Below are 24903 nucleotides of genomic sequence, written 5' to 3'. Positions count from 1 at the left end.
CCGGCGGCCCAGCCCGCCCAGCAGCAGGCGGAGCCGGGCGACGGCCCGTACGTCACGCCGCTGGTCCGCAAGCTCGCGGCCGAGCACGGCGTCGACCTCGGCACGGTCAAGGGCACCGGCGTCGGCGGCCGCATCCGCAAGCAGGACGTCCTGGAGGCGGCCCGCGCCGCGCAGCAGGCCGCCCAGCAGAAGGCCGCGCCCGCCGCCCCCGCCGCGCCCGCGCCCGCCCCGGCCCAGGCGCCCGCCGGACGGCACGCCGCCCCGGCGCCCGCCGGCGCCCCCGCCGAGCAGATGGCGCTGCGCGGCCGGACCGAGAAGATGTCGCGGATGCGGCAGACGATCGCCCGCCGCATGGTCGAGTCGCTGCAGGTGTCCGCGCAGCTCACCACCGTGGTCGAGGTGGACATCACCAAGATCGCGCGGCTGCGGGAGCAGGCCAAGGCCGACTTCCAGGCCCGCGAGGGCGTCAAGCTGTCGTTCATGCCGTTCTTCGCGCTGGCGACGGTCGAGGCCCTCAAGGCCCACCCGAAGCTGAACGCGGTCATCAACGGCGAGACCAACGAGGTCACCTACCACGAGGTGGAGAACCTCTCCATCGCCGTCGACGTGCCCGAGCGCGGCCTGATGGTCCCGGTCGTGCACAACGCGGGCCAGCTCAACCTCGGCGGCCTCGCGCAGCGGATCGCCGACATCGCCGAGCGCACCCGCACCAACAAGGTGAGCCCGGACGAGCTGGCCGGCGGCACGTTCACGCTGACCAACACCGGCAGCCGCGGCGCCCTGTTCGACACGCCGATCCTCAACCAGCCGCAGGTCGCCATGCTCGGCACCGGCGCCGTCGTCAAGCGCCCGGCCGTCATCGACGACCCGGAGCTGGGCGAGGTCATCGCGGTCCGGTCGATGGTCTACCTGGCGCTGACCTACGACCACCGCCTGATCGACGGCGCGGACGCGGCCCGCTTCCTCGCCACGGTCAAGCACCGCCTGGAGGAGGGCAACTTCGAGGCCGACCTCGGCCTCTGACCCCTCCCGCACGTCCACCGGACCCCGCCGCGCCCGCAGCGCCGGCGGGGTCCGGCGCGTCCGGGGAAACGCGGGACCCGCCCGGGAGTGTCGGCGTCCGGCGGCGCCGTCCCTCTACGCTGGGGGTATGAGGGTCACCGTCACGGGCTCGTCGGGCCTCATCGGCTCGGCGCTGGTGCAGTCGCTTCGCGAGGACGGCCACGACGTCGTCCGGCTGGTGCGCCGGGAGCCGTCCCGCCCCGACGAGGCGCGCTGGTCGCCGGCCGACGGCTGCGTCGACAAGGAGTCGCTGGAGGGCGCCGACGCCGTCGTGCACCTGGCGGGCGCCGGGGTCGGCGACCGGCCGTGGACGAAGGCGTACAAGCAGAAGATCCGCGACAGCCGCCTGGTCGGCACCCGCACGCTCGCCGAGGCGATCGCGGCGGCCTCGCCCCGGCCCCGCGTGCTCGTCTGCGGGTCGGCGATCGGCTACTACGGCGACACCGGCGACCGCGAGGCCGACGAGGACTCCCCCGCCGGAGAGGGCTTCCTCGCCGACGTCGTCCGCGACTGGGAGGCCGCGGCCGCGCCCGCGCGCGAGGCCGGGGTCCGGGTCGTCCACCCGCGGACGGGCGTCGTGCTGGCCCGCGAGGGCGGCGTCCTCGGGCGCACCCTCCCGCTGTTCAGGTTCGGCCTCGGCGGCGACCTCGGCGACGGCCGGCAGTGGACGAGCTGGATCTCCCTCCCCGACGAGGTCGCGGCGCTGCGGTTCCTCATCGACACCGAGATCGCCGGACCGGTCAACCTCACCGCCCCGAACCCGGTCACCAACGACGCCTACACCAAGGCGGTCGGCCGCGCCCTGCACCGGCCGGCGCGGCTGCCGGTCCCGAAGTTCGCGCTGCGCGCCGCCCTCGGCGGCTTCGCCGACGAGGGGCCGCTGGTCAGCCAGCGGGTCCTGCCGCGCCGGCTGCTGGAGGCCGGTTTCCGGTTCGCGCACGAGGACGTCGACGCGGCGGTCGCCGCCGTCCTGTGAGTCCCAAGAATCGTCAAAGTCCCGCCCGATCCCGTTCGGTAGTCATACGGTGACAATCAGACGGACGGCCTACGAGGGGGATGCATGAGCACCGACGGACAGCCGCACATCCTCGCGATCGGCGGGGGCACCTTCGTGCCCGACGGCCGGGAGGGCCTGGCCCCGAGCCCGCTGCTGCGCTACGCGTTCGACCTGACCGGCCAGGACCGCCCCCGGGTGTGCTTCCTGACGACGGCCGTCGGCGACGGCGCCGAGTACATCGCGCGCTCCTACGCCGCGTTCTCCTCGATGGACGCCGAGGTCAGCCATCTCGCGCTGTTCCCGATGCCGAACGTCGCGGACGTCCGGGCGCACCTGCTCGCCCAGGACCTGCTGTACGTGTCGGGCGGCAGCGTCGCGAACCTGCTGGCGCTGTGGCGGCTGCACGGCCTCGACGAGATCATGCGCGAGGCGTGGCAGGAGGGCGTCGTGCTGTCCGGGCAGAGCGCGGGCGCGCTGTGCTGGCACGCCGGCGGCAACACCGACTCGTTCGGGCCGCAGCTGCGCCCCCTCACCGACGGCCTCGGCTTCCTGCCGTACTCGTGCGGCGTCCACTACGACAGCGACCCGCAGCGGCGGCCGCTGCTCCAGCAGCTCGTCGGCGAGGGGACCCTGCCGGGCGGGTACGCGGCCGACGAGGCGGTCGGCCTGCACTACGTCGGCACCGAGTTCGTGCAGGCCGTCTCCTACCGCCGGGAGGCGGGCGCCTACAGGATCGAGCCTGACGGCCCGGGCACGGCCAAGGAGTACCGGCTGGAGCCCCGGCTGCTCGCCGCCTTCTGAGGAGCGGTCCGGGCGATCACGGCATAAGCTGGCCCGTGTGAGCGATGTGGACGTACGCGAGCTGGTGGTCGTGCACGCGGGGTTCGGCGAGGCGGCCGTCCCCTACGAGGACGGGTGGGAGCTGCAGAAGCGCACCCACGCGCTGCGGGTGGACGACGCGATCCCCGACACCGTCCTGCTGCTGGAGCACCGGCCCGTCTACACGGCGGGCAAGCGGACGGAGGCGCTCGACCGGCCGTTCGGCGACCCCGGCGCCCCGGTCGTCGACGTCGACCGCGGCGGGAAGATCACCTGGCACGGTCCGGGGCAGCTCACCGGCTACCCGATCGTCCGGCTGCCCGACCCGGTGGACGTCGTCGGCTACGTGCGGCTCCTGGAGCGGATGATGATGGACGTCTGCGCCGACCTCGGGCTGGAGACGGAGACGGTGGAGGGGCGCAGCGGGCTGTGGGTCCGCGGGACCCCCGACCGCAAGATCGGCTCGATCGGGATCCGGGTGGCGCGCGGCGTCGCGATGCACGGCTTCATGCTCAACTGCGACAACGACATGGGCTGGTTCGACAAGATCGTCGCCTGCGGGATCCGCGACGTCGGGTCGACCAACCTCAGCCGCGAGCTGGGCCGGCAGGTGACGGTCGCCGAGGTCGTCCCGCTGGTCGAACGGCACCTGGCCGGGGCGCTGGGCGCGGCGGAGACGTTCCACCGCACCACGGCGCAGCTCGGGATCCTCGGTCAGGCCATCACCTTGTAGACGGCCTGGCCCTCGGTCGCGGCGAGCCGGAAGAACTCGCCCAGCCCCGCGTAGGCGGGCTGGAAGACCCGCTCGCGGGCCGCGTCGTCCAGCCGCCCGGCGTCCTGGACGCCCGCCCGGACCATCGCGGGCGGGTCGAAGCGTCCCGCGATCGCGGCGAACGGCGTCGCGGCCAGGTGGTCGGCGGCGGGCTTGACCCGCTCGGGGGCGAGATAGATCACGTCCATGCCGAGCTCGTCGGCGCCGTCCTCGGTGAGCAGCCGGCCGCCGCACACGACGTCGGCCTCGGGCTGGCGGCCCTCCCACGGGTCGCCGGTGACGAGGTAGTGCATCGCCTGCCACGCCCAGCCGAGCTCGAACAGCACGGCCGAGCCGCGCCGCCGCCAGTTCGCGTCGCCGAAGACGTGGCGCGCGATCCGGCCGGGGTCGGGCTCTCCCTCCAGCACGGGCGGCACCCTGAGGTACGACATTGCCAGACCCACGGTGGTCCTCCTGCTGAGCTGTTGCGTGACGACAGGGAGTCACCCTAGAGAGATCCATTGGCGGAGATGGCCGAAACACGCGAATCGGCTGCACCGGCGGAGTACCGTCATACGTTCGAGATCGGTCCGATACGGCTTCGATGCTGCTCCCTCCGGCGTGCCGCCGGTGTGCCGGTACCGCTGATCGCGACGTACCCTGGGACCCGTGACGACGGTGACACCTGAGGGACGCAAGCTCCTGCGCGTCGAGGCGCGCAACAGCCAGACCCCGATCGAGCGCAAGCCCGAGTGGATCAAGACCCGGATGAAGATGGGCCCGCAGTACCGCGAGCTCACCGGCCTGGTGAAGTCCGAGGGCCTGCACACGGTGTGCCAGGAGGCCGGCTGCCCCAACATCTTCGAATGCTGGGAGGACCGCGAGGCCACGTTCCTCATCGGCGGCGACCAGTGCACCCGGCGCTGCGACTTCTGCCAGATCGACACCGGCAAGCCCGCCGCGCTGGACCGTGACGAGCCGCGCCGCGTCGCCGAGTCCGTCGCCACGATGGGGCTGAAGTACGCGACCGTCACCGGCGTCGCCCGCGACGACCTGGAGGACGGCGGCGCCTGGCTGTACGCCGAGACCGTCCGGCGGATCCACGCGGCGGTCCCCGGCTGCGGCGTCGAGCTGCTGATCCCCGACTTCAACGCCGTCCCCGAGCAGCTCGCCGAGGTGTTCTCGTCCCGGCCCGAGGTGCTCGCGCACAACGTGGAGACCGTTCCGCGGATCTTCAAGCGGATCCGTCCCGGGTTCCGCTACGAGCGCTCCCTGGAGGTCATCACCCGGGCGCGCGAGGACGGCCTGGTCACCAAGTCGAACCTGATCCTCGGCATGGGCGAGACCCGCGAGGAGGTCTCGCAGGCGCTGCGCGACCTGCACGAGGCCGGCTGCGAGCTCATCACGATCACCCAGTACCTGCGGCCGAGCCCCCGCCACCACCCGGTGGAGCGCTGGGTCAAGCCCGAGGAGTTCGTCGAGCTGGCGGCCGAGGCCGAGGAGATCGGCTTCGCGGGCGTGATGTCCGGGCCGCTGGTGCGCTCCAGCTACCGCGCCGGCCGCCTCTACAAGCAGGCCGTCTCCGCGCGCGGCTGACGACCGGCTGTCGGGACGGCCGTCCGACCGGACTATCCTGGGACGCATGTCGAAAAAGCCCACGGACGGGGCCCAGGAGAGTCCAGGGCGCCTCAAGCAGATCCGCATGGTCGCCCAGGTGCTCCGCCAGGCCGACCCGAAGGCCCTGCCGATCGTGTTCGCCTCCGCGATCGGGGCGCTGGTCGTCGTCATCCTCATCGGGCTGCTCATCGGCCAGCTGTGGTTCTTCATCCCGCTGGGCGTCCTCGCCGCGTTCGCCACCGGCATGATCGTCTTCGGGCAGCTGGCGCAGCGCGCGCAGTACAAGGTGATCGCCGGTCAGCCCGGCGCCGCCGCCGCGATCCTGAAGAACATGCGGGGCAACTGGTCGGTGACCGAGGCGGTCAGCGGCAACCGCAACCTCGACATGGTGCACCGCGCGGTGGGGCGCGCCGGCGTGGTGCTCGTCTCGGAGGGCCCGCGCAGCCGCGTCGGCCCGCTCCTCGGCGCGGAGAAGAAGCGCATCTCCCGCGCGGCCCAGCAGGTGCCGATCTACGACGTGCAGGTCGGCGACGACGAGGGCCAGATCCCGGTCGACAAGCTCCAGCGGCACCTGATGAAGCTGCCCCGCAACCTCACCAAGGGGCAGGTCGCCGAGCTGAACGACCGGCTCCAGGCACTCCCCCGTTCGATGCAGATGCCGAAGGGCCCGATGCCCAGGGGCGCGAAGATGCCGAAGGGCCCGAAGCCCAAACTGCGCTGACGCCCAAAAGAAAAGCGCCCCTTCGGGGGCGCTTTCTCGTTCCCGGCGGTGCGCCGGCGCCGGGCTAGTTGGAGACGACGACCGTGTTGCTCGCCCGGTCGTGCATGCCGCGGTAGTCGCGGTCCCAGATCAGCGCGGGGAGGACCAGGAGCAGCAGCAGCGTCCTCGCGAGGGCCCAGCCGAGGCCGACGGGGCGCCCGTCCAGCCGGGCCACCCGGATGCCGCACAGCCGCTTGCCGATCGTCGTGCCGAGGAACGCGGTGAGCACCCACGCCTGCAGGCCGAAGATGAGCAGCGTCCAGGTGCTGCGCTCGGCGGGGTCCCACCCGAACGAGCGTGCGAGCAGGCTCGCGACCAGCATCGACAGGCCCCAGTCGACGAACAGGGCGAGGAGCCGGCGGCCGTAGGGCGCGACGGAGCCGCTGCCGCTCTCGGGCAGGCCGATCCGCTTCCCGGGCTCGCCGAGATCGACCCCGGCCGAGCGCGCCCCGCCGAGCCACGTCTGCGTCCACCGCGGCCCGGCCGCCTTACCACCGCTCATGCCCCCACGCTATCCCGTCCTTCCGGAGGTTCGGACGCGGCTCCCATGGGGAGGCCCGATGTGACCCGTAACACAGCGGAAACATACGAGACATGGTCGGGAAACGGCGCGGACATACCGTCGGGGAAGCCGAGAACCGCCCTGAGGAGGCTGGATGTTCAGCAGCGCCGAAGAGGTCCTGAGCTACATCAGGAACGAAGGTGTTCGATTCGTCGACTGCCGGTTCGTGGACCTGCCGGGCAAGATGCAGCACTTCACCTTCCCCGTCGAGAGCTTCGGCGAGAACGTCTTCACCGACGGGCTGATGTTCGACGGGTCGTCGGTCCGCGGCTTCCAGGAGATCCACGAGTCCGACATGCTCCTGCTGCCGGACCCGAGCACCGCCGTCGTGGACCCGTTCCGTCAGCACAAGACGCTGATCCTGAACTTCTTCGTGCACGACCCGCTGACGGGCGAGCCCTACAGCCGCGACCCGCGCAACATCGCGCGCAAGGCCCAGGACTACCTGCGCGGCACCGGCATCGCCGACACCTGCTACTTCGGTCCCGAGGCCGAGTTCTACATCTTCGACGACGTCCGCTTCGAGACGAAGCAGAACGCCGGCTACTACTACCTCGACTCGATCGAGGGCGCCTGGAACACCGGCCGCGAGGAGGCCGGCGGCAACCTCGGCGCCAAGCCCCCGTACAAGGGCGGCTACTTCCCCGTCCCGCCGATGGACCACTACACCGACCTGCGCTCGGAGATGGTGGCCCAGCTCCTGGAGTCGGGCATCCACGTCGAGATGCAGCACCACGAGGTCGGCACCGCCGGCCAGGCCGAGATCGACTTCCGCTTCGACACGCTGCTGAAGACGGCCGACAACCTCATGCTCTACAAGTACATCGTGAAGAACGTCGCGCGCGCCGCGGGCAAGACCGTCACGTTCATGCCGAAGCCGATCTTCGGTGACAATGGGTCGGGCATGCACTGCCACCAGTCCCTCTGGAAGGACGGCTCGCCCCTCTTCTACGACGAGGTCGGCTACGCGGGCCTGTCCGACAACGCCCGCTACTACATCGGCGGCCTCCTCAGGCACGCGCCGTCCCTGCTGGCGTTCAGCAACCCCACGGTGAACAGCTACCACCGCCTCGTCCCCGGCTACGAGGCCCCGGTCAACCTGGTCTACTCCCAGCGCAACCGCTCGGCCTGCATCCGCGTCCCGATCACCGGCTCGAACCCGAAGGCCAAGCGCATCGAGTTCCGCGTGCCGGACCCGGCCTGCAACCCCTACCTGGCCTTCTCCGCCATGCTGATGGCCGGCCTGGACGGCATCAAGAACAAGATCGAGCCCCCGGAGCCGGTCGACAAGGACCTCTACGAGCTGCCGCCCGAGGAGGCCCGCGCCATCCCGCAGGTCCCCGGCAGCCTTCCCGAGGTCCTCGCCGCCCTGGAGACCGACCACGACTACCTGCTGGAAGGCGGCGTCTTCACCCCGGACCTCATCGAGACCTACGTCACGATGAAGAACGAGTTCGAGATCGACCCCATCCGCCTGCGCCCCCACCCCCACGAGTTCGAGCTCTACTACGACATTTAAGAGCACCGCAGGCCAGAGTGGTTTTTTCCTCTGCCGGGCCGTCTGCGGGTCGTCGGCCGTGTCCTTCCCATCGCGGAGGGCGCGGCCGACGGCCTTTCCGGCGGGCGGCACTCAGGCGGCGGCCCGCGCGCACGAAGAAGTGGCCCTTCCCGAAGATCCGGAAAGGGCCACCTCAGCGTGGGACACCGCTTACGCGGCACCCCTGGATGCGTAGACGTCCACGATCCCGGCGAAGTACCGGCCCGTGGAGGCCTGCCTGTCGGACGTGGCCCCGAAGAACCCGTCCCTGAACCTGACCTGGAGCGTGGCGCCACGGCCGAGTCGCCAGGTGAGGCGCCGACGCGCCTCACGAAGCGCCTCGCGCTCCAGTTGCTTCTGGCTGTTCCCCCAGATCGTGTCGTGGAGGGTCAGCACGTGGTCGCCGGCGGGCTCGTCGGCCTGCGCGGCACTGCCCAGGATCACCTCGACGTCCACCGAACGGGCGTAGAAGCGGTCCGTGGTCTCGATGTAGTACGGCGTGCTCTCCACGCCGTCGACACCGTCCCTGAACACCACGCGGTACTTGGCGTCAGGACCGAAGAACTGGCGCGCCCTGTGGAGCACCCTCCGCTCCATCTGCCGCATGCTGTTGCCGGAGACCTCCCCCGCGCGGAACGTCGTGCACGGCTGCTCGTCGAACTGCGGGGGTCCGCTGAGGACCGCCTCGACCTCCACGTACATGGAGAAGAAGCGGTCCTTGGTGCCCAGGCGTTCGGGCGTCGTGCACACGTCCCTGAACGTGACGCGGAGCTCGGCGTCAGGACCGAAGAACTGACGGCCTTCGTGCCGCGCCCTGCGCTCCATCTCCCCGATGCTGTTCCCCGTGATCACGTCCACGAGGGTGAGCACGCACCTGCGCGTCCCCGCAGCGGACTGCGGGAACGACGCGATGTCGAACTCCCCGAGGTAGGGGTTGTGCGTCGCGTCCGGGCCTTCGGGCGCCTGCTCCACGCGGCTGGCCACCACACGGAGCTCGGCGTCAGGGCCGAACAGCTCGTGCGCCCGTACCAACGCCCCACGCTCCATGTTCCCCATGGCGTTTCCGGTGAGACGGACCTTCGTCGCACAGTCGACGTGCTCGTCGGCCTGCGGTGACGTGGCGCTCAGGACCGCCGCGACGGAGATCAGGGAGGTGCGGCCAGGGGGGTTGATCCTGCTGCTGACGACGTTGAGCACGGCGTCAGAGCCGAAGCAGTCACGCGCCTCGGCAAGGGCCACGGCCGGCATCGCCTCGGGGCGGACCCCGTTGAGCCAGGCAGTGAAGATGACCGTCTTGCCGGTTGCGCTGGCGACTCGCGAGGACTGCTGCATGATCGTCATGGATTTCTCCCGACAGTTGGGGGACGTCAGACGTCCCTTTGAGTTGTGGGGTCCGAGGACCCGGCTGGTGTTGCTCTAGGAACCGTCCGGCTACGCCGTGGCTTCGCAATCAGCCCGCCTGGGGCGTCCGAACGTATCGCAACCAGTTGGTTGTGATACTTTCGATGGCAACCAGTCAGTTGCTATAGGGGGTGCCGTGGCCGTCCCGGATCGCATCGAGCGGACGCTCGAACTCGCCCACCCGCCCGCGCGGGTGTGGGCGGCGTTGACCACCGCCGAAGGGCTCGGCGGCTGGTTCGGCTCCCACGCGGAGGTCGACGACCTGCGGCCCGGTGGCGAGATCCGGGTGCGGTGGGACGACCAGGGCGAACACACCCTCTGGATCCAGGTCGTCGAGCCGCCCCGCCGGTTCGCCTTCACGTGGGCGATCGAAGGGCTGCCGGCGGACGATCCGCGGCGCACCTACGTGGAGTTCACGTTGGAGCCGACCGGCACGGGCACCCGGGTGACGGTCGTGGAGAGCGGCTTCGCCCAGCTGCCGGACCACCTGGCCGGCGCCTACGAGAGCAACACCAACGGGTGGCGGATGGAGCTGGCCGAGCTGACCGGATACCTCGATGCCGCACCCTGACCAGCCCGAACTCGTCGCCCAGGCGGTTTTCAGCGCGCTCGCCGACCCGACCCGGCGCGGCATCCTCGCCGAGCTCGCCGCGCGCGGCCCGGCGACCGCGACCGACCTGGCCGCCCGGCTCCCCATCTCGCGCCAGGCGATCGCCAAGCACCTCGACCTGCTGGCCGATGCGGGACTGGTCCGGGCGGAGCCCGGGGAGCGGCGACGGATCCGCTACCGGCTGCAGACCGGACCGGTGGCCGTGGCCCAGTCCTTCCTCGCCGCGCTGGCACGCGACTGGGACGGCCGCCTGAGCGCACTACGCGACCATCTCGAACACAACGAGGGGAACGAAGCATGAGTCCGACATTCCGCGGCGGCCACAACATCGCCATGAAGCTGCCCAAGGCACAGTTCGACCGCACCGTCGCCTTCTACCGCGACGTGCTGGGCATGGAGGTCACCGACGAGAGCAGCGGAGGCGTCGTGGACCAGTGCGCCTCGGTGCAGCTCGGCCCGGTGAAGCTGTGGTTCGATCGCGTCGACAACTACGCGCGGGCCGACCTGTGGCTGGAGCTGTTCACCGATGACGTCGACGGCGCCGCCAGGCACCTGGCCGCGCACGGTGTCGCCGTCCAGGACGAGCTTGAGCCGTTCCCCGCCGGCATGGACGCCCACTGGATCAGCAACCCGGTCGGCATCCCGCACATCGTCCGCCTCGCCGACGAGGACCAGTGATCTCGTGCGCGCCGACCGGCAACGTTCGTCGATGAGTCGATGAACGCCTCTTCCTGGGCTCGACTCGTGGACAATACTTCGTTAGCCGATATATCGTCTCCCGTATGGTCAAACGAACCACGATGAGCGAGCCCACGTACTTCGTGCTCGCCGCCCTGCTGGACGGGCCCGTGCACGGATACGGGATCATCAAGAGGGCGCAGGAGCAGTCGGGCGGGCGGATCCGGCTGGCCGTGGGCACCCTCTACGGGGCTCTGGACCGGCTGGCGAGCGACGGGCTGATCGTCGTCGACCGCGAGGAAACCGTCCAGGGCCGTCCGCGCCGCTACTACCGGCTGACTGAAGACGGGCGCCTGGCAGTCACCCGCGAGGCTCTGCGGTTGGAGCAGGCCGCCCGCGTCGTCACGGGTCGCACCTCCCTGATGCCGGGGGACGTCGGAGCATGAGCACGGCATTCACCGAAGGGTGGTATCGGCTGTTCCTGCGAGCGTTCCCGCGAGGTCATCGCAGGGAGTACGGCGCTGAGATCATCGGCACATTGCTGACCGGCACCTCACGCCGCGCTCCCTCGCTGCGAGAGACGGCCGGGCTCCTCGCTGCGGGCTTCGTCGCGCGTGCCCGCACGACCACCGCCGCGCCCTGGTGGGCCGACGGGCTGCAACTCGGCCTGCTGATGCTGGCGCTGGCGAATCTGGCCTACGGCATCGCCGACCACTCGTCCCCCTGGTGGCTGGTCGCCTCGGCAGCGCTGGTAGGGGCGTTGCTGCGCGGCTGGGCACTGGTGGCTCTACCACTCGCCCTGGCCGTGGCGCTCTCGACCGGCCGGGCCATGCTGCTGGGGACTCAGGCCACCTTCTCGCCGTCACAGATCCTCGGACCGGCGAACCACAACTGGGTGTCACTGGCCCCCTACGGCGTCCTGGCGATCGGGGCCGTAGCACTCGCGGCCGGTCGGTGGGCCCGCCCGCGGCGTCTGCGTCTGCGCGCGCGGCCGTTGTGGTGGCTGGTGATTCCCGCGGTCTCGTTCGCGCTCACCTACATGCCCGGGAGCCGGGAATACGGCGAGACCTGGCAACTGGTCAGGGCGGGCACGGAGGGCATCCTCCTGCTCGCCGGGATGCTGGCCACCGCGATCGCCCGCAGCCCACGCTGGGCACTGGCGGCCGCCATCTACGTCCTGCCCGGCGTGGCCTCCCCGCTGACCCACCCGCCGTCGAACCCGCAAGGCACCGCCTACTGGTTGACTCTCACCGGGCTCCTGCTGGCCATGGTCGCGACGGCATGGCGACCCCAGCCCATCCCCGAACGTCGCCATCCCCAATAGCCGAACCGCGCAACGCAGAGCCACGCCGTCGACCGGGCGTGAGCGCCGGATCATGCGCGAGCCAGCAGTCCGACGAGCGCGACCTCCGCGCCGGTGATGTCGTCGGCCTGGGCGAGCGGGTCGCCCCAGTGCGTCCAGAACCAGTCGCGGTCGTCGTCCTTCGGCCGGGGCTCGCACGTGATCCGCACGGCGCGGGGCGTGCCGCCGCCCGTGGTCGTCACGGTGACCTCGGGGGCGCCGATGTCGACCTTGTAGCCGCGCACGCCCATGCGCCGGGCGAGCGTCGCCAGCTGCGGGTGGAGTTCCAGACCCAGAAGTCGCGTGATCTTCAGGGCGACCTCGTCCACGGCGGAGAAGGAGCCGAGGTCGTTGCCGGAGTCCCAGATGAACCGCCCCCTGCCGGCGCCGACCGACCGGGCGGTCCCCGTCCGCGTCCTCGTCAAAAGGCCGCCGCCGTGCTGGACGACCTTGGCGCCGCGTTCCTCAAGCGCCGCGCCCAGCGCCAGAAGGGCGCGCTCGCAGTCGGCCTCGTCCTCCTTGGACAACAGCCCCCAGAGCCCGTCGCAGGTACCGGCGACGAGGACGAGCGACTTCTCGTCGCCGCCCTCCCGGACCGCGCGGTAAGGGAGGGACGGCATGTCGCTGTACTCGATCGTCCAGCCGGGGAACTCTGCTCGTAACGCGGCAAGGCGGCCCTCGTGATCCTCGATGCCTGGTGATTCTGAGTGACTCATGCGTCACACAATGGAGCCGCCTCGTTTGCGCAGTGTTCCAAGTTGGAACCGTGGCGAGGTTGCGGCACAGGGCCCGGCGGATCAGGTGGTCATGCGTGCGTGGATCCGGCGCAACGGCTCCGGGAGGGTGCGGCGCGCGTCGACCAGATGGGACACCACCGACCGCGCGGTCGGATGGAACGTGATCATCTGGGGGGCGATCCGGTCCGCGAACGCGATGCGCCTCTCGGCTCTGGCGAGGTCGCCGACCTCGGTCATGACGCGGGACATGTCGATCTCATGGTGCGCGCGGCGTTCCGGCGGCAGCCCCGCGAGCGTCTCGTCGCCGATGCGCTGGTCCCGGCGGGCCGCCTCGTCCATGTCGCCGAGCTCGACCGCGACCGCCGCCCCGTGGATCGCCACGTTCGCCGCCGTGAACTCCAGCCCGTGAACGGGCACGCCGCACCCGCCGCGCCTGACACGCTCGGCCGCGCGCCCGAAGTACTCCCACGCCTGCGCGCCGTTCCCACCACGAGCGGCGCGTGCGGCCACTATCGCGGACCGCAACTCGATCGCCCCCGCGACCTCGCCCGCGTCCGGCCGATCCTGCCGGACACCCGCCGCAGCCCGGTCGAGCAGCGTCAGAGCGGGCCGGTACTGGTCCATGCTCATCATGAGGAGCGCACGCGCCATCATGACCAGGTGAGGCAAGTTCGGGTCGCCGGACCGGCGGGCCGCCTCTGAGCCGCGTTCGAGTAGCGCCAACGCATCCCCGGTGTAACCGAGTCTGCGTGTGAGGCTGACAGCGTGGCCGAATCCGCGGCTCAGTAACAGCCACGCCCGGGGGTCCCCGGTCTCGTGCGCCCAGTAGGTGAGTTCTTCGATCACCGCGGGTAGGCGTCCCGCGAGTTTGGTCAGCTGTGCCTTGTGGATCTGCCTCCCCGAGGTCGCGATCTCGGCCGCGAGCACGTCCAGTGCACGGGGCGGCCCGGCAAGCTCGGGACCGACGTCAACATAGGCGAGCGTGCGGCGAAATTCAGGGATGACGGAGTGGACGGCGTAATCGTGACCGTAGACGCGGTAGGGCTGCCCGTAGAGTTCGGAGGGGTCGACGCCGAGCGCGGCGGCCGCAGCCGACACGAACGCCGGTGTTGCCACCTTTTTCCCGGTCTCCACCTGGGCGATGTGGCTGCGGCTGTAGACCGACAGCTGCGCCAGCCCGGTCTGCGTCAGGCCGCGTCTCTTGCGTGCCCTGGCCAGGCGCGTTCCGACAGTGTCGAGAGTTTCGTCGGACATTGGGCCCTGCCCTTCTCCCGGAAGCCTCGCGGCTTCCCAGGCTAGGCGCGGGGCCTTCGCGTGTCTTGAGAGGCGGCAAGGCCGCGCGTCCCACGCTGCGGCGGAACGGGCGGCGCGAGGTGTACGAGAGGCGGCCCGGGGGCCGCCTCTCGTGGCTCAGGCGATCAGCTGGTCAGCCGATCAGGTCCAGGACAGCGGCGGCGGCGGCTGAGGCAGGTCCTTCGGATCCACCTCACCGTTCGCGACGGCCGCGTCGAGTTCCGCGATCTTCTCGCGCTGGTAGGCCTGCTCGCCGGCCGCGGTCGACCGGTTGTGGGTCTGGGCAGGCTGCTGCTCCTCGGGCGTCTGCCCGGAAGTCGTGTCACTCATCTATGTTGCACTCCTTCGGTGAAATGGGACCGAAAATGCAATGACAGCCCGGCTGAGCCGGGTCGCCGGAGACCATCCGGTGAAGCGGGTGGCCCGCAACCTGCTTTCCGAGTGACCGGGCCGGGGTGTCGGTGGGGCGGCCTACGGTGGGGGTCGTGAGAGGTCGGCTTGCGCCGGGGCGGCCGGGGCACCGGGGCGCGGCTGGCATCATGTGGGCCGAGCGCGCGGGTTGGGAGTCGGGATGGCGCATGAGGCCAAGGACGTCCTGAGGGGCGGGTACTCGCTGCTGGAGGCCGCGCGGGACCTGGTCGCCGACCATCGGCGGGCGCTGGCCGACGTGCACGCGGCGCTGGCGCCGCTGCGGGCCGAGGCGGCCCGCGAGCAGCTGACGTCGATCCCGCTGGCCCGGTTGAAGGACGTCACCGACGGGCGGCTCCGGCTCGGGCCCCTGGAGGAGGCCGGGTTCACCAGCGTCGTCGACGTGCTGGACTCGACCCCGTACAAGCTCCAGCTCCTGCCCGGGATCGGGCCCCAGACGGCGCAGCAGCTCCACGCGGCGGCCGGGAGCCTCGCGGAGGCGGCGGAGAGCTCGGTCACGGTGCGGATCGACGTCGACCGGCGCGACGAGGCGATGACGCCCGCGGTCGTCGCGCTGCACCGGCTGGTGAACGCGGGGCCGGAGCTGCCGCGGGCACGCGCGGTCGCCGAGGAGGTCGACGAGCGCATCGGGCCGCTGGTGCAGGACGCGCGGCCCGCCGGGTCGTGGTGGCGCAGGCTCCTCACTCCGCCGGCGCGGCGCGAGCGGGCGCGGGAGGCGGTCGGCGAGCTCGCGGACGCGCTCGCCGCCGAGGAGGAGCGCGGCGCCCGGCTGCTGATGTCCCAGGCGTCGGTGGACCTGCTGCGCCCGCACGTGTCGCCGGACGAGGCGTGGATCGACTTCGAGCTGCGGGCGGCCGACTACCAGACCCTCCTGGCCGAGCTCGCGGCGTCGGACCCGGAGCGGGAGGCCGCCGAGGGGTTCCTGCCGGGCGACCTCGCGGCGCGGGTCAAGGCGCAGCCGCTCGACGACGAGTTCCGCCGGGTGTCGCTGCGCGGGTACCAGGCGTTCGGGGCGCGGTTCGCGCTCGTCCAGAAGCGGGTGATCCTGGGCGACGAGATGGGGCTCGGGAAGACGGTCCAGGCGATCGCCGCGATGGCGCATCTGCGGGCGCGGGGCGCGACGCACTTCCTGGTGGCGTGCCCGGCGAGCGTGCTGATCAACTGGGTCCGGGAGATCGAGACCCGCAGCGCGATCGCCGCCCACCCGCTGCACGGGTCCGGTCGCGCGGGGGCGCTGCGCAAGTGGGCCGGCGACGGCGGCATCGCCGTGACGACGCTCGCCACGCTGCACTCCCTGAACGTCCCGGAGGACGTGGAGATCGGCATGTTCGTGGTGGACGAGGCCCACTACGCCAAGAACCACGAGACGCGCCGCGCCCGCGCCGTGGCGCAGTGGTGCCGCAGGACCGAGCACGTGCTGTTCCTCACCGGGACGCCGATGGAGAACCGGGTCGAGGAGTTCCGCAGCCTCGTCGCCCACCTGCGGCCCGACGTGGCCGAGCGGGTCCGCCCGCACGACGCGGCGATGGGGGCGCGGGCGTTCCGGTCGGCCGTCGCGCCGGTGTACCTGCGGCGCAACCAGCGGGACGTGCTCGTCGAGCTGCCCGAGGTCGTGCACGTCGACGAGCTGGAGGAGTTCAGCCGCGCGGACGCGGCCGCCTACCGCAAGGCCGTGGCGGCGGGGAACTTCATGGCGATGCGCCGGGCGGCCTACGCCGTGCCGAAGCGGTCGGCGAAGCTCGACCGCTTGAAGGAGCTGGTGGACGAGGCCGCCGAGAACGACCTGAAGGTCGTGGTGTTCTCCTACTTCCGGGACGTGCTGGCCGCCGTCGGGGAGGCGCTCGGCCCGCGGAGCCGCGGGCCGATCTCGGGCGAGACGCCGGCGGCGCGGCGGCAGGAGATCGTGGACGCGTTCACCGCCGAGCCGGGGCACGCCGTGCTGCTCGCGCAGATCCAGGCCGGCGGGGTCGGGCTGAACCTCCAGGCGGCGTCGGTGGTGATCCTCTGCGAGCCGCAGGTGAAGCCGACCATGGAGACGCAGGCGATCGCGCGGGCGCACCGGATGGGGCAGGTGCGGACCGTCCAGGTGCACCGGCTGCTGACGCCCCGCAGCGTGGACGAGCGGATGCTGGAGATCCTGCACGTCAAGACCATGCTCTTCGACGAGTACGCGCGGCGCAGCGACCTGGCGGAGCAGACGCCCGACGCGGTCGACATCTCCGAGCGCGACCTCGCCCGGCAGATCGTGGCGCAGGAGCAGGAGAGGCTCGGGACGTAGGGAAGAACGCGGGAGCCGTCCGCGTTCATGCGGGCGAGACCAGCCGAACTAAGGGGATTTCATGGCGGACGTCAGGGTGGAGCGCACCGAGGACGGCTTCCGGGCCGTCAACGGCCGTGGCGCGGCGGTCGCGATCGGCGACGGGGACACCGAGGGCGCCTTCACGCCGGTCGAGCTGCTGCTGGCGGCGCTCGGCGGCTGCGAGCTGGTCACCGTCGAGCCGCTGACGGCCAAGCGGGGGCACCGGATGGCGCGGCTCGCCGCGACCGTCCAGGCCGACAAGGTCGCGACGAGCACGCTCGGCACGATCACAGTCACCTACGACGTCGAGCTGCCCGAAGGGGACGGCGAGGCCGAGGACGTCCTGAAGGCCGTGGCCGCGCGCGTCCACGAGAAGTACTGCACCGTCGGCAACGCGCTGCGGGAGCCGATGAAGGTCGATCAGGTGGTGTAGCGGGTCCGCCCTTCAGTAGCGCAGGCCGTGCCCGTAGGGGTACAGGCCCTTGATCGTGACCGGCAGGCGCCCGCCCGGCTGCGCGCCGAAGACGACGCGGGCGGCGGCCCTGTGCATCGTCAGGTCGACGCGCCGGGTCCGCGCGGTCGTCCCGTAGGTCGCCAGGTAGGCGCGGACGGACGGGTACGAGGCGATGTCGTACGGCAGGCCGGTCGCCACGGCCGCGACGGGCCGGCCCGTGGCCCGCAGCGCCCGGACGAGCCGCGCCTGCCCTTCCGGCAGCGTCCCCGAGGAGTAGGTGGCGACGAGGATCCGGTCGGCGGCGCGGGCTCGGCGGACGGCCTCGGCGATCTCGGCGTCGGTGGGGTCGGTGGTCGCGGCCTGCCAGCTCGTCACGGGGCCGCGGGCGACCGCGGCCACCTCGTTCGCGAACTCCCCGGTCTGCACCACGCCCGCGACCAGTGTCCGCGCGTTCGAGGCGGGATCGAACGGGAGCACTCCGTCCTCGTTGCGCACCAGCGTCGTGGCTGCGACGCCCATCGCCAGGGCCCGCCGCAGGAAGGCGGGGTTGCCGGAGATCCGCTCGGCGGCCGCGGGGTCGGCGTAGCGGTGGTCGAACACGCGGTACCGGCACTTCAGGCCGAGGACGCGGCGGACGGACGCGTCGACCCGCGCCCGGCTCAGCGTCCCGTCGCGCAGGGCGTCGCGCAGGGCGTCCACGGCCTGCGCCTGGGCCGCGTAGTCGCCGGTCGACATGACGACGTCGGCGCCCGCCCGGACCGCCATCACGGTGGCCTCGCGGGTGCCCCAGTTCCTGTCGATCGCGTCCATGTCCATGGCGTCGGTGACGATGACGCCGCCGAACCCCATGTCCCGCCGCAGCAGGCCGGTCAGCACCTTCTCCGACAGCGTCGCGGGCAGGTCGGGGTCGACGGCCTTCACCACCACGTGCGCCGTCATGATCGCGTCGGCGCCGGCCGCGACGGCCCGGCGGAACGGGGGCAGGTGGACGCGGTCGAGCGTCGCGCGGTCGTAGGTCACCGACGGCAGGCCGAGGTGGCTGTCGGTCTCGGTGTCCCCGTGGCCCGGGAAGTGCTTCGGCGTCGCGATCATCCCGGCCCGCCGGTAGGCGCGGACCTGCGTCTCGACGAGCCCGCCGACCAGGTCGGCGCGCTCCCCGAAGGACCGGACGCCGATGATCGGGTTGGCGGGGTTGGTGTTGACGTCGGCGACGGGCGCGTAGTTCCAGTGGAAGCCCATCGCGCGGGCCTCGGCGGCCGTGACGGCCGCCGCGTCGCGGGCCTGCGCCGGGTCGCGGGCGGCGCCGAGCCCCATGGCGTTCGGCAGCGGGGTGGTGCCCTCGCGGACGTTGTGGGTCGTCCCGAACTCGAAGTCGCCGGAGACGAGCAGCGGCAGGCGGGACGGGGTGTCCCGCGCCCAGCGCTGGAGCCGGTCGGCGTAGCGGGCGGCGATGCCCGGCGTGCGCGGCTCGGAGGTGATGACCGAGCCGATCTTCAGGTCCTGGACGGCGCGGCGGGTCCGCTCGGACGGCATGCCGTCCGGGCCGTCCTCGGTGACCGCCATGACCAGCTGGCCGATCTTCTCGGCGTCGGTCATCCGGGCGAGGATCGCGCCGGGGTCGCAGCCGCGCCCCGGCGGCGCCTGCGCGCGGGCCCGGGCGGGCGGGGCGAGCGCGAGCCCGAGCGCCGCGATCGTGAGGACGGACGTGATGGTCCGGCCGCCGTTCATCCGGCCTCCCTCGATAGGCGTCGCGGTCTAGACCAGTCCGAACCGGCGGCCGGTTCAAGGGGCAGATGTTGACGAGATCGGCGCGGGTGAGCGGGCCCGCCTTCCGCTAACCGCAGGTGGCGCCCGCGGCGGGGACCGCGCCGTCCAGGAGGTAGGCGTGCACGGCCTTTCGGACGCAGGGGTCGCCGGTGTCGTAGGAGCCGTGCCCCTCTCCCCTGAGCGTGAGGAGGGTGGCCCGGCCGCCGAGCGCCTCCGTCAGCGCGGACGCCCACGCGTACGGGGTGGCGGGGTCTCCGGTGTTGCCGACGACGAGGATCGGCTCGGCGGACGGGGCGGACACCTCGCGGGCGGCGGGGTCGCCCTGCACCGGCCAGCCCGTGCACTGCAGAAGGCCCCACGCCAGCGACGCCCCGAAGATCGGCGAGGCCTCGCGGAACCGCGGCAGCAGCCGCCGCACGTCGCTCGCGGTGGGCCGGTCGGCGCCGTCGGCGCAGGTGATGGCGGTGTTGGCGGCGGAGAGGTTGCTGTAGGTGCCGTCCCGCCGCCGCCCGTTCTGGGCGTCGGCGAGCATCAGCAGCAGCGACCCGTCGCGGCGCTTCACCGCGTCGACCAGGCCCTGGGCCAGGTACGGCCAGGCGTCCCGGGAGTAGAGCGCGGCGGCGACGCCGGTCGTGCCGAGGCTCTGGGTGAGCCCGCGCCCGGACTGCGTGCGGAGCGGGCGCCGGTCGAGCCCCGCCAGGAACCGGCCGACGGACGCCACGACGGACGGGCCGTCGGTCCCGAGGGGGCATGCCTTCTTTCCGAGCCGCGCGCAGGCGGCGCCGAAGCCGCCGAGCGCGCGCTGGAACGCGGCCGCCTGCTGGAGGGCCAGGTCCGCGCTGCCGAGCCTGGTGTCGACGGCCCCGTCGAGGACGGCCCGCCCCACCCTGGCGGGGAACTGGTGCGCGTAGTTGCCGCCGAGCCAGGTGCCGTAGGAGATGCCGAAGTAGTGCAGCCGCTCGTCGCCGACGGCGGCGCGGACCAGGTCGAGGTCGCGGGCGGCGTCGGCGGTGCCGACGTGCGGCAGCAGCCGCCCCGACCGCGCCTCGCACCGGCGCACGTAGTCGGCGCGGCCGGCCGCGTACGCCCGCTCCTCGGCGGCGGTGTCGGGGCTGTCGTCCAGGGCGGCGAGAGCGTCCATGCGGCGGTCGTCCACGCAGGTCACCGGGCTGCTGCGGCCGACGCCGCGCGGGTCGAGGCCGATCAGGTCGTAGCGGGCGCGCAGGTCGGCGTACTGGTCCGCGGCCTGCGCGAGCGTGTCGACGCCCTCCCCGCCGGGGCCGCCGAAGTTGAACACCAGCGAGCCGATGCGCCGGCGCGGGTCGGTCGCCGGCACCTTGATCAGCGCGAGTTCGATCTTCTCGCCGGACGGCCGGGCGTGGTCGAGCGGCACCGGGAGCGCCGCGCAGCGGAGCCCGCGGGGCGGCTTGCTCTTGGGCGGCGGGGACGGCAGGCCGGTGCAGCGTCCCCATGACAGCCGGGGGACGGCTCCCGCCGGGGCGGGGGTCGCCGCGCCCGGGGCGTGGCCCGCCGCGGGCGCGGTGGCGGTGGCGGACGCCGCACGGGCTCCACCGGGTGACGAGCGCGCGACGCCCGTCCCTCCCGAGAGGGAGAGGAGCGTTAAGGCGGCCAGAGTCGCGGCGCCCGCCGGCACCACGCCAGTGATCCCCCGGTACCTGGCCATTCGTCCCTCCGATCGCATCGCCTGAAGCGATCGGGACCTACCCATGGCCCTCTATGCTGACTCCTGATCAACCCGTCGGGCTCCGCCAGGGGGGCCGGCGGCGCGGGGATACCCCCGCTGTCCCCGAGGCCCTCCCCCGAAAGTCCGGATACCGCATCAGGGTCGTACTACTCAGGTCTGAGATGAAGACCATTCGTCGCGGTGATCTCATTCAGGAACCCGACGGCAAAGATAGGTAGCATGGCTCAATCCGCCCCCCCAGCGGCCCGCAGAAGCGAGGCCGGCGCCACCGGAATCCGGCGCCGGGTCACCGCGCCCCCCGTATGGCGCGAACTGCTGCTGGTCGTCCTGTTCTACACCGGCTATACGCTGACGCGGATCGTCCTGGTTCAGGACGGCACCGGGCCGGCGTTCGCGCACGCCGACGAGATCCTGCGCGCCGAACGCTTCCTGGGGCTGGACGTCGAGCTGCACCTCAACCAGACGCTGCTGACCGTGCCGTGGCTGGCGCGGACCGCGAACGTCTTCTACGCCACGATGCACTTCATCGTGACGCTCGCCATCGTCGTGTGGCTGTACCGCTACCGGCCGCAGCACTACCGGTGGCTCCGCACGTCCATCATGGTCGCCACGGGTGTGGCGCTGATCGGCTTCTGGCTGTACCCGCTGGCGCCGCCGAGGTTCCTGCACAGCGAGGGCTTCGTCGACCCGGTGACCGCGCTGCACTCGCTCGGCCTGTACGCCAGCGACGCGTCCGGAAGCCTGACCAACCAGTACGCGGCCATGCCGTCCATGCACGCCGGATGGTCGCTGTGGTGCGGGCTGGTGCTGGTCAGGCTGGCGTCGCAGAACTGGGCCAAGCTGCTCGGCGTGCTCTACCCCGCGACCACAGTGATCGTGATCCTGTCCACCGCCAACCACTACGTGCTGGACGCGGTGGCGGGCATGGCGCTCATCGGCGGCGCGCTGTGGGTCTCGTGGATCCTCTACACGCGCTGCCCCGCGCCCCTCCTCCTCGCCCGGGCCCGCGTGATGCACCGGTTCCACCAGCGGTCCGGCCGGCGGACGGAAGGCTCCGGGGTTCACTCGGCTCCGTAGAACACCCGGTCCACGACGGTGCGGGCGCGGCGGGCGTGCCTGCGGTAGTCCTCCAGGAGGTCGCCCGTCCCGGGGTAGCCGAGGACGCGGGCGACGGAGCTGCGCTCGCGGTGGTGCTCGGTCGGCAGCAGGTCGGACGCGCGGCCCCGCACCAGCATGAGCGCCCCCCGGACCCGGGTGGCCATGCACCACGCCTCGGCCAGGATCTCGGCGTCCTCGGCGTCCAGGAGGCGGGCCTTGACCGCGGCGTCCAGCGCGTCCAGCGTCCGGGTGGTGCGCAGCGCCGGGACCTCGTGGGCGTACCGGAGCTGGAGCAGCTGCGCGACCCACTCCACGTCCGCCAGCCCGCCCGGCCCGAGCTTGGTGTGCAGGCGCCGCTCGACGCCGCGCGGGAGCCGTTCGGACTCCATCCGCGCCTTCAGCCGCCGGATCTGCCGGACGGCGTCCTCGCCGATGCCGTCCTCCGGCCAGCGGACGGGATCGATCAGCGCGCGGAACCGCTCGCACAGCCCCGGATCGCCGATCATCGGGTCGGCGCGCAGCAGCGCCTGCGCCTCCCAGGGCTCCGACCAGCGCGCGTAGTAGGCGGCATAGGACGCGAGCGTGCGCACGAGCGGCCCCTGCCGCCCCTCGGGGCGCAGGTTCGGGTCGATCACCAGCGGCGGGTCGGGGGCGGGCAGGGCGAGGAGGCGGCGCAGCTCCTCGGCGACGGCGTGCGCGGCCCGCCCGGCGGCGCGCTCGTCCGCGCCGGGCAGCGGGTCGTGGACGAACATCACGTCGGCGTCGCTGCCGTAGCCGAGCTCGTGCCCGCCGAACCGGCCCATCGCGACGACCGCCACCCGGGTCGGCAGCGGCCCGCGCGACTCCATCTCGATCTTGTTGACGGCGACCTGGAGCGCGGCCTCGACGGTGACGGCGGAGATGCCGGTGAGGGCCTCCCCCACCTCCCGGACGTCCACGAGGCCGAGCAGGTCGGCGACGGCCACGCGGAACAGCTCGCGGCGCCGCAGCGCCCGCACCACGCCGGCCGCCTCCTCGGCGGGGCGGTCGCCGCCCCCCTCCCTGTGGCGGCGGACGGCGGCGAGCGCCTCCGTGCGCAGCGCCTCCTGCGGGCGCGGGGCCAGGCCCGTGTCGCTGCCCAGCAGGGCCACCGCCTCGGGGGCGCGCAGCAGCAGGTCGGTGGCGTAGCGGCTGGAGCCGAGCACCCACGCCATCCGCTCGGCGACGGTCACCTCGTCGCGCAGCAGCCGCAGGTACCAGGGCGTGGTCCCGAGGGCGTCGCTGACCTGCCGGAACCCGAGCAGGCCCGCGTCGGGGTCGGGCGCGTCGGCGAACCAGCCGAGCATGACCGGCAGCAGCGTCCGCTGGATCGCGGCCCGCCGCGACACGCCCGCCGTCAGCGCCTCGATGTGCCGAAGCGCGCCCGCCGGGTCGGCGTACCCGAGCGCCTCCAGCCGGACCCGGGCCGCCTCCGGGGTGAGCCGGGCCTCCTCCCCGGGCAGCCGCGCGACGGCCCGCAGCAGCGGCCGGTAGAACAGCTTCTCGTGGATGCGGCGGACCTCCCGGGCGTGCCGCCGCCACAGCGCGGTGAACTCCCCCACCGGGTCGGTGCGCAGGCCGAGGGCGCGGCCGAGGCGGCGCAGGCCGGCCTCGTCGTCCGGGACGAGGTGGGTGCGGCGCAGCCGGTGCAGCTGGACGAGGTGCTCCACGCGCCGCAGGAACCGGTACGCCGACGCCAGCGCCGCCGCGTCGTCGCGCGCGACGTAGCCGCCCCGGGACAGGTCGGCCAGGGCGTCCAGCGTCGTCGGGCTGCGGAGCGTCTCGTCGGCGCGGCCGTGGACGAGCTGGAGCAGCTGGACCGCGAACTCGACGTCGCGCAGCCCGCCCGGCCCGAGCTTGAGCTGCCGCTCGGAGTCGGCGGTGCGCTGGTTCAGGTCGGCCTCGACGCGGCGCCGCATGTCCTGGACGTCCTCGACGAAGCCCTCGCCCTCGCCCGCCTTCCACACGATCGGGGTGATCGTGTCGAGGTAGCGGGCGCCGAGGTCGGCGTCGCCCGCGACGGGACGGGCCTTCAGCAGCGCCTGGAACTCCCACGTCTTGGCCCACCGCTCGTAGTAGGCGCGGTGGCTGGCGAGCGTCCGCACCAGCGGCCCGGACCGGCCCTCGGGGCGCAGCGCCGCGTCCACCTCCCACAGCGCGCCCTCCTCGGTCGTGGCCGAGCAGGCCCGCATCATCGCCGACGCCAGCCGGGTGGCGGTGCGCAGCGCGGCGTCCTCGTCCTGCCCGTCCCGCGCTTCCGCCACGAAGACCACGTCGACGTCGCTGACGTAGTTGAGCTCGCGGCCCCCGCACTTGCCCATGCCGATCACGGCGAGCCGGCACGCCTCGTGCCCGGGGACCTCGGCGCGGGCGACGGCGAGGCCGGCCTCCAGCGCGGCGGCGGCGAGGTCGGCCAGTTCGGCGGCGACCTCCGCGACGTCCGCCGCGCCGATCAGGTCGCGTCCCGCCAGCGCCAGGAGGCGGCGACGGTAGGCGACGCGGAGCGCGACGAGCGCGTCCTCGCCGAGGGCCACCGGCTCCGGCGCCGCCGGATCGGCGCCCACGGCGGCCAGCAGGTCGGTGCGGGGGCTTCCGAGCGGGCCCGCGACGCCGTCGCGCAGCACGCGCCAGTGGTCAGGGTGCCGCGCCAGGTGGTCGCCGAGCGCCGCGCTCACCCCGAGCACCGCGGTCAGCCGCTCCCGCGTCCCCGGCTCGGCGGCCAGCACCGCGCGCAGCTCGCCGCCGGCGGCGGGCAGCAGGCGCAGCAGACCGTCCAGGGCGAGGTCGGGGTCGGCGGTGCCGCCGAGGGCGTCGAGCAGGGCGTCGCCGGGCCCCGCGCCGTCCCGCTCGGCCTCCGCGAGCAGCCGCTCCGCCCGCGCCGCGTGGGTGAACCCGAGCCGCGCCAGGCGTCCGGCGAGCGAGGGACGGCGGTCGGAAGTCCAGGACTCGGTCACAGGACCAACCGTA

Annotated in this window: 24 protein-coding genes; 15 read left to right on the top strand and 9 right to left on the bottom strand. The window is 72.8% G+C overall.

Going from position 1 to position 24903, the window contains the following annotated elements; all coding sequences use genetic code 11:
• From sucB to lipB, 4 genes are all read left to right on the top strand, one after another.
• The coding region (gene sucB / locus ABWI04_RS15490; protein WP_353832830.1) for a 2-oxoglutarate dehydrogenase, E2 component, dihydrolipoamide succinyltransferase at positions 1-1023 on the top strand (1023 nt) is incomplete at its 5' end.
• A gap of 127 nt (positions 1024-1150) precedes the next feature.
• Positions 1151-2038, top strand: a complete 888-nt coding sequence (locus ABWI04_RS15485) for a TIGR01777 family oxidoreductase (RefSeq protein WP_345174737.1) — start codon at positions 1151-1153, stop codon at positions 2036-2038.
• Positions 2039-2122: 84 nt separating this feature from the next.
• Complete coding sequence (locus ABWI04_RS15480; protein ID WP_345174735.1) at positions 2123-2860, top strand: Type 1 glutamine amidotransferase-like domain-containing protein; 738 nt, start codon at positions 2123-2125, stop codon at positions 2858-2860.
• 37 nt (positions 2861-2897) lie between these two features.
• Positions 2898-3611, top strand: coding sequence for a lipoyl(octanoyl) transferase LipB (gene lipB / locus ABWI04_RS15475; protein WP_345174733.1), 714 nt, complete (start codon positions 2898-2900; stop codon positions 3609-3611).
• Here lipB and ABWI04_RS15470 read toward each other — a convergent pair.
• Complete coding sequence (locus ABWI04_RS15470; protein ID WP_353832829.1) at positions 3593-4093, bottom strand: DUF1877 family protein; 501 nt, start codon at positions 4091-4093, stop codon at positions 3593-3595. The genes lipB and ABWI04_RS15470 overlap by 19 nt on opposite strands.
• A 205-nt stretch (positions 4094-4298) precedes the next feature.
• Between ABWI04_RS15470 and lipA the strand changes: the two genes are divergently transcribed.
• A complete protein-coding gene (lipA, locus tag ABWI04_RS15465) occupies positions 4299-5225 on the top strand; it encodes a lipoyl synthase (RefSeq protein ID WP_345174728.1) in 927 nt (308 codons plus the stop codon).
• Positions 5226-5271: 46 nt separating this feature from the next.
• Positions 5272-5967: a DUF4191 domain-containing protein gene (locus ABWI04_RS15460; RefSeq protein WP_345174726.1), complete on the top strand. Its 696-nt coding sequence runs from the start codon at positions 5272-5274 to the stop codon at positions 5965-5967.
• A gap of 64 nt (positions 5968-6031) precedes the next feature.
• Here the strand turns inward: ABWI04_RS15460 and ABWI04_RS15455 are convergent, their stop codons facing one another.
• Positions 6032-6508, bottom strand: coding sequence for an RDD family protein (locus ABWI04_RS15455; RefSeq protein WP_345174724.1), 477 nt, complete (start codon positions 6506-6508; stop codon positions 6032-6034).
• A gap of 154 nt (positions 6509-6662) precedes the next feature.
• On the opposite strand from ABWI04_RS15455, the gene glnA reads away from it, so the two are divergent.
• Positions 6663-8087, top strand: a complete 1425-nt coding sequence (glnA, locus tag ABWI04_RS15450) for a type I glutamate--ammonia ligase (RefSeq protein ID WP_345174721.1) — start codon at positions 6663-6665, stop codon at positions 8085-8087.
• 189 nt (positions 8088-8276) lie between these two features.
• Here the strand turns inward: glnA and ABWI04_RS15445 are convergent, their stop codons facing one another.
• Positions 8277-9446 (bottom strand): hypothetical protein, encoded by a 1170-nt coding sequence (locus ABWI04_RS15445; RefSeq protein ID WP_353832828.1) that lies wholly within the window; start codon positions 9444-9446, stop codon positions 8277-8279.
• Between the two features lie 196 nt (positions 9447-9642).
• Here ABWI04_RS15445 and ABWI04_RS15440 point away from each other — a divergent pair, with 196 nt between their 5' ends.
• From ABWI04_RS15440 to ABWI04_RS15420, 5 genes are all read left to right on the top strand, one after another.
• The gene (locus ABWI04_RS15440; protein ID WP_345174717.1) at positions 9643-10077 is read left to right on the top strand and encodes an SRPBCC domain-containing protein; all 435 of its coding nucleotides are present in this window, start codon (positions 9643-9645) and stop codon (positions 10075-10077) included.
• On the top strand, positions 10064-10417 hold the full coding sequence (locus ABWI04_RS15435; protein ID WP_353832827.1) for an ArsR/SmtB family transcription factor: 354 nt from the start codon (positions 10064-10066) through the stop codon (positions 10415-10417). The genes ABWI04_RS15440 and ABWI04_RS15435 overlap by 14 nt, the downstream gene beginning before the upstream one ends.
• Positions 10414-10794: a VOC family protein gene (locus ABWI04_RS15430; protein WP_353832826.1), complete on the top strand. Its 381-nt coding sequence runs from the start codon at positions 10414-10416 to the stop codon at positions 10792-10794. Before ABWI04_RS15435 ends, ABWI04_RS15430 begins: the two co-directional genes overlap by 4 nt.
• Before the next feature lie 104 nt (positions 10795-10898).
• A complete protein-coding gene (locus ABWI04_RS15425) occupies positions 10899-11240 on the top strand; it encodes a PadR family transcriptional regulator (RefSeq protein WP_353832825.1) in 342 nt (113 codons plus the stop codon).
• On the top strand, positions 11237-12118 hold the full coding sequence (locus ABWI04_RS15420) for a hypothetical protein (protein WP_353832824.1): 882 nt from the start codon (positions 11237-11239) through the stop codon (positions 12116-12118). Before ABWI04_RS15425 ends, ABWI04_RS15420 begins: the two co-directional genes overlap by 4 nt.
• Before the next feature lie 50 nt (positions 12119-12168).
• Here ABWI04_RS15420 and ABWI04_RS15415 read toward each other — a convergent pair whose 3' ends face one another.
• The 3 genes from ABWI04_RS15415 to ABWI04_RS15405 all read right to left on the bottom strand — a co-directional run bounded on the left by ABWI04_RS15415 (position 12169) and on the right by ABWI04_RS15405 (position 14496).
• On the bottom strand, positions 12169-12852 hold the full coding sequence (locus ABWI04_RS15415) for a hypothetical protein (protein ID WP_353832823.1): 684 nt from the start codon (positions 12850-12852) through the stop codon (positions 12169-12171).
• 81 nt (positions 12853-12933) lie between these two features.
• The gene (locus ABWI04_RS15410; RefSeq protein WP_345174704.1) at positions 12934-14127 is read right to left on the bottom strand and encodes a helix-turn-helix domain-containing protein; all 1194 of its coding nucleotides are present in this window, start codon (positions 14125-14127) and stop codon (positions 12934-12936) included.
• 180 nt (positions 14128-14307) lie between these two features.
• Positions 14308-14496 (bottom strand): hypothetical protein, encoded by a 189-nt coding sequence (locus tag ABWI04_RS15405; protein WP_353832822.1) that lies wholly within the window; start codon positions 14494-14496, stop codon positions 14308-14310.
• Positions 14497-14737: 241 nt separating this feature from the next.
• Between ABWI04_RS15405 and ABWI04_RS15400 the strand changes: the two genes are divergently transcribed.
• Together ABWI04_RS15400 and ABWI04_RS15395 are read left to right on the top strand one after the other, a co-directional pair.
• Positions 14738-16873, top strand: a complete 2136-nt coding sequence (locus tag ABWI04_RS15400) for a DEAD/DEAH box helicase (protein WP_353832821.1) — start codon at positions 14738-14740, stop codon at positions 16871-16873.
• A 61-nt stretch (positions 16874-16934) separates the two neighbouring features.
• Entirely contained in the window at positions 16935-17327 is a 393-nt protein-coding gene (locus ABWI04_RS15395) for an OsmC family protein (protein WP_353832820.1), read from the top strand.
• Positions 17328-17339: 12 nt separating this feature from the next.
• Here ABWI04_RS15395 and ABWI04_RS15390 read toward each other — a convergent pair whose 3' ends face one another.
• The gene (locus tag ABWI04_RS15390; protein ID WP_353832819.1) at positions 17340-19076 is read right to left on the bottom strand and encodes a glycoside hydrolase family 3 protein; all 1737 of its coding nucleotides are present in this window, start codon (positions 19074-19076) and stop codon (positions 17340-17342) included.
• A gap of 106 nt (positions 19077-19182) precedes the next feature.
• Positions 19183-20799 (bottom strand): alpha/beta hydrolase, encoded by a 1617-nt coding sequence (locus ABWI04_RS15385; protein ID WP_353832818.1) that lies wholly within the window; start codon positions 20797-20799, stop codon positions 19183-19185.
• 240 nt (positions 20800-21039) lie between these two features.
• Here ABWI04_RS15385 and ABWI04_RS15380 point away from each other — a divergent pair, with 240 nt between their 5' ends.
• Positions 21040-21897 (top strand): phosphatase PAP2 family protein, encoded by an 858-nt coding sequence (locus ABWI04_RS15380; protein ID WP_345174693.1) that lies wholly within the window; start codon positions 21040-21042, stop codon positions 21895-21897.
• On the opposite strand, the gene ABWI04_RS15375 is transcribed toward ABWI04_RS15380, so the two are convergent.
• Positions 21882-24890 (bottom strand): bifunctional [glutamine synthetase] adenylyltransferase/[glutamine synthetase]-adenylyl-L-tyrosine phosphorylase, encoded by a 3009-nt coding sequence (locus tag ABWI04_RS15375; RefSeq protein ID WP_353832817.1) that lies wholly within the window; start codon positions 24888-24890, stop codon positions 21882-21884. The genes ABWI04_RS15380 and ABWI04_RS15375 overlap by 16 nt on opposite strands.
• Positions 24891-24903: the final 13 nt, after the last annotated feature.

The sequence above is a fragment of the Actinomadura sp. NPDC000929 genome, assembly GCF_040492065.1.
In the GTDB taxonomy this organism is placed as follows: Bacteria; Actinomycetota; Actinomycetes; order Streptosporangiales; family Streptosporangiaceae; genus Spirillospora; species Spirillospora verrucosospora.
The sequence above is the reverse complement of the archived record's forward strand: the minus strand, read 5'-3'. Positions and strand labels throughout refer to the sequence as shown.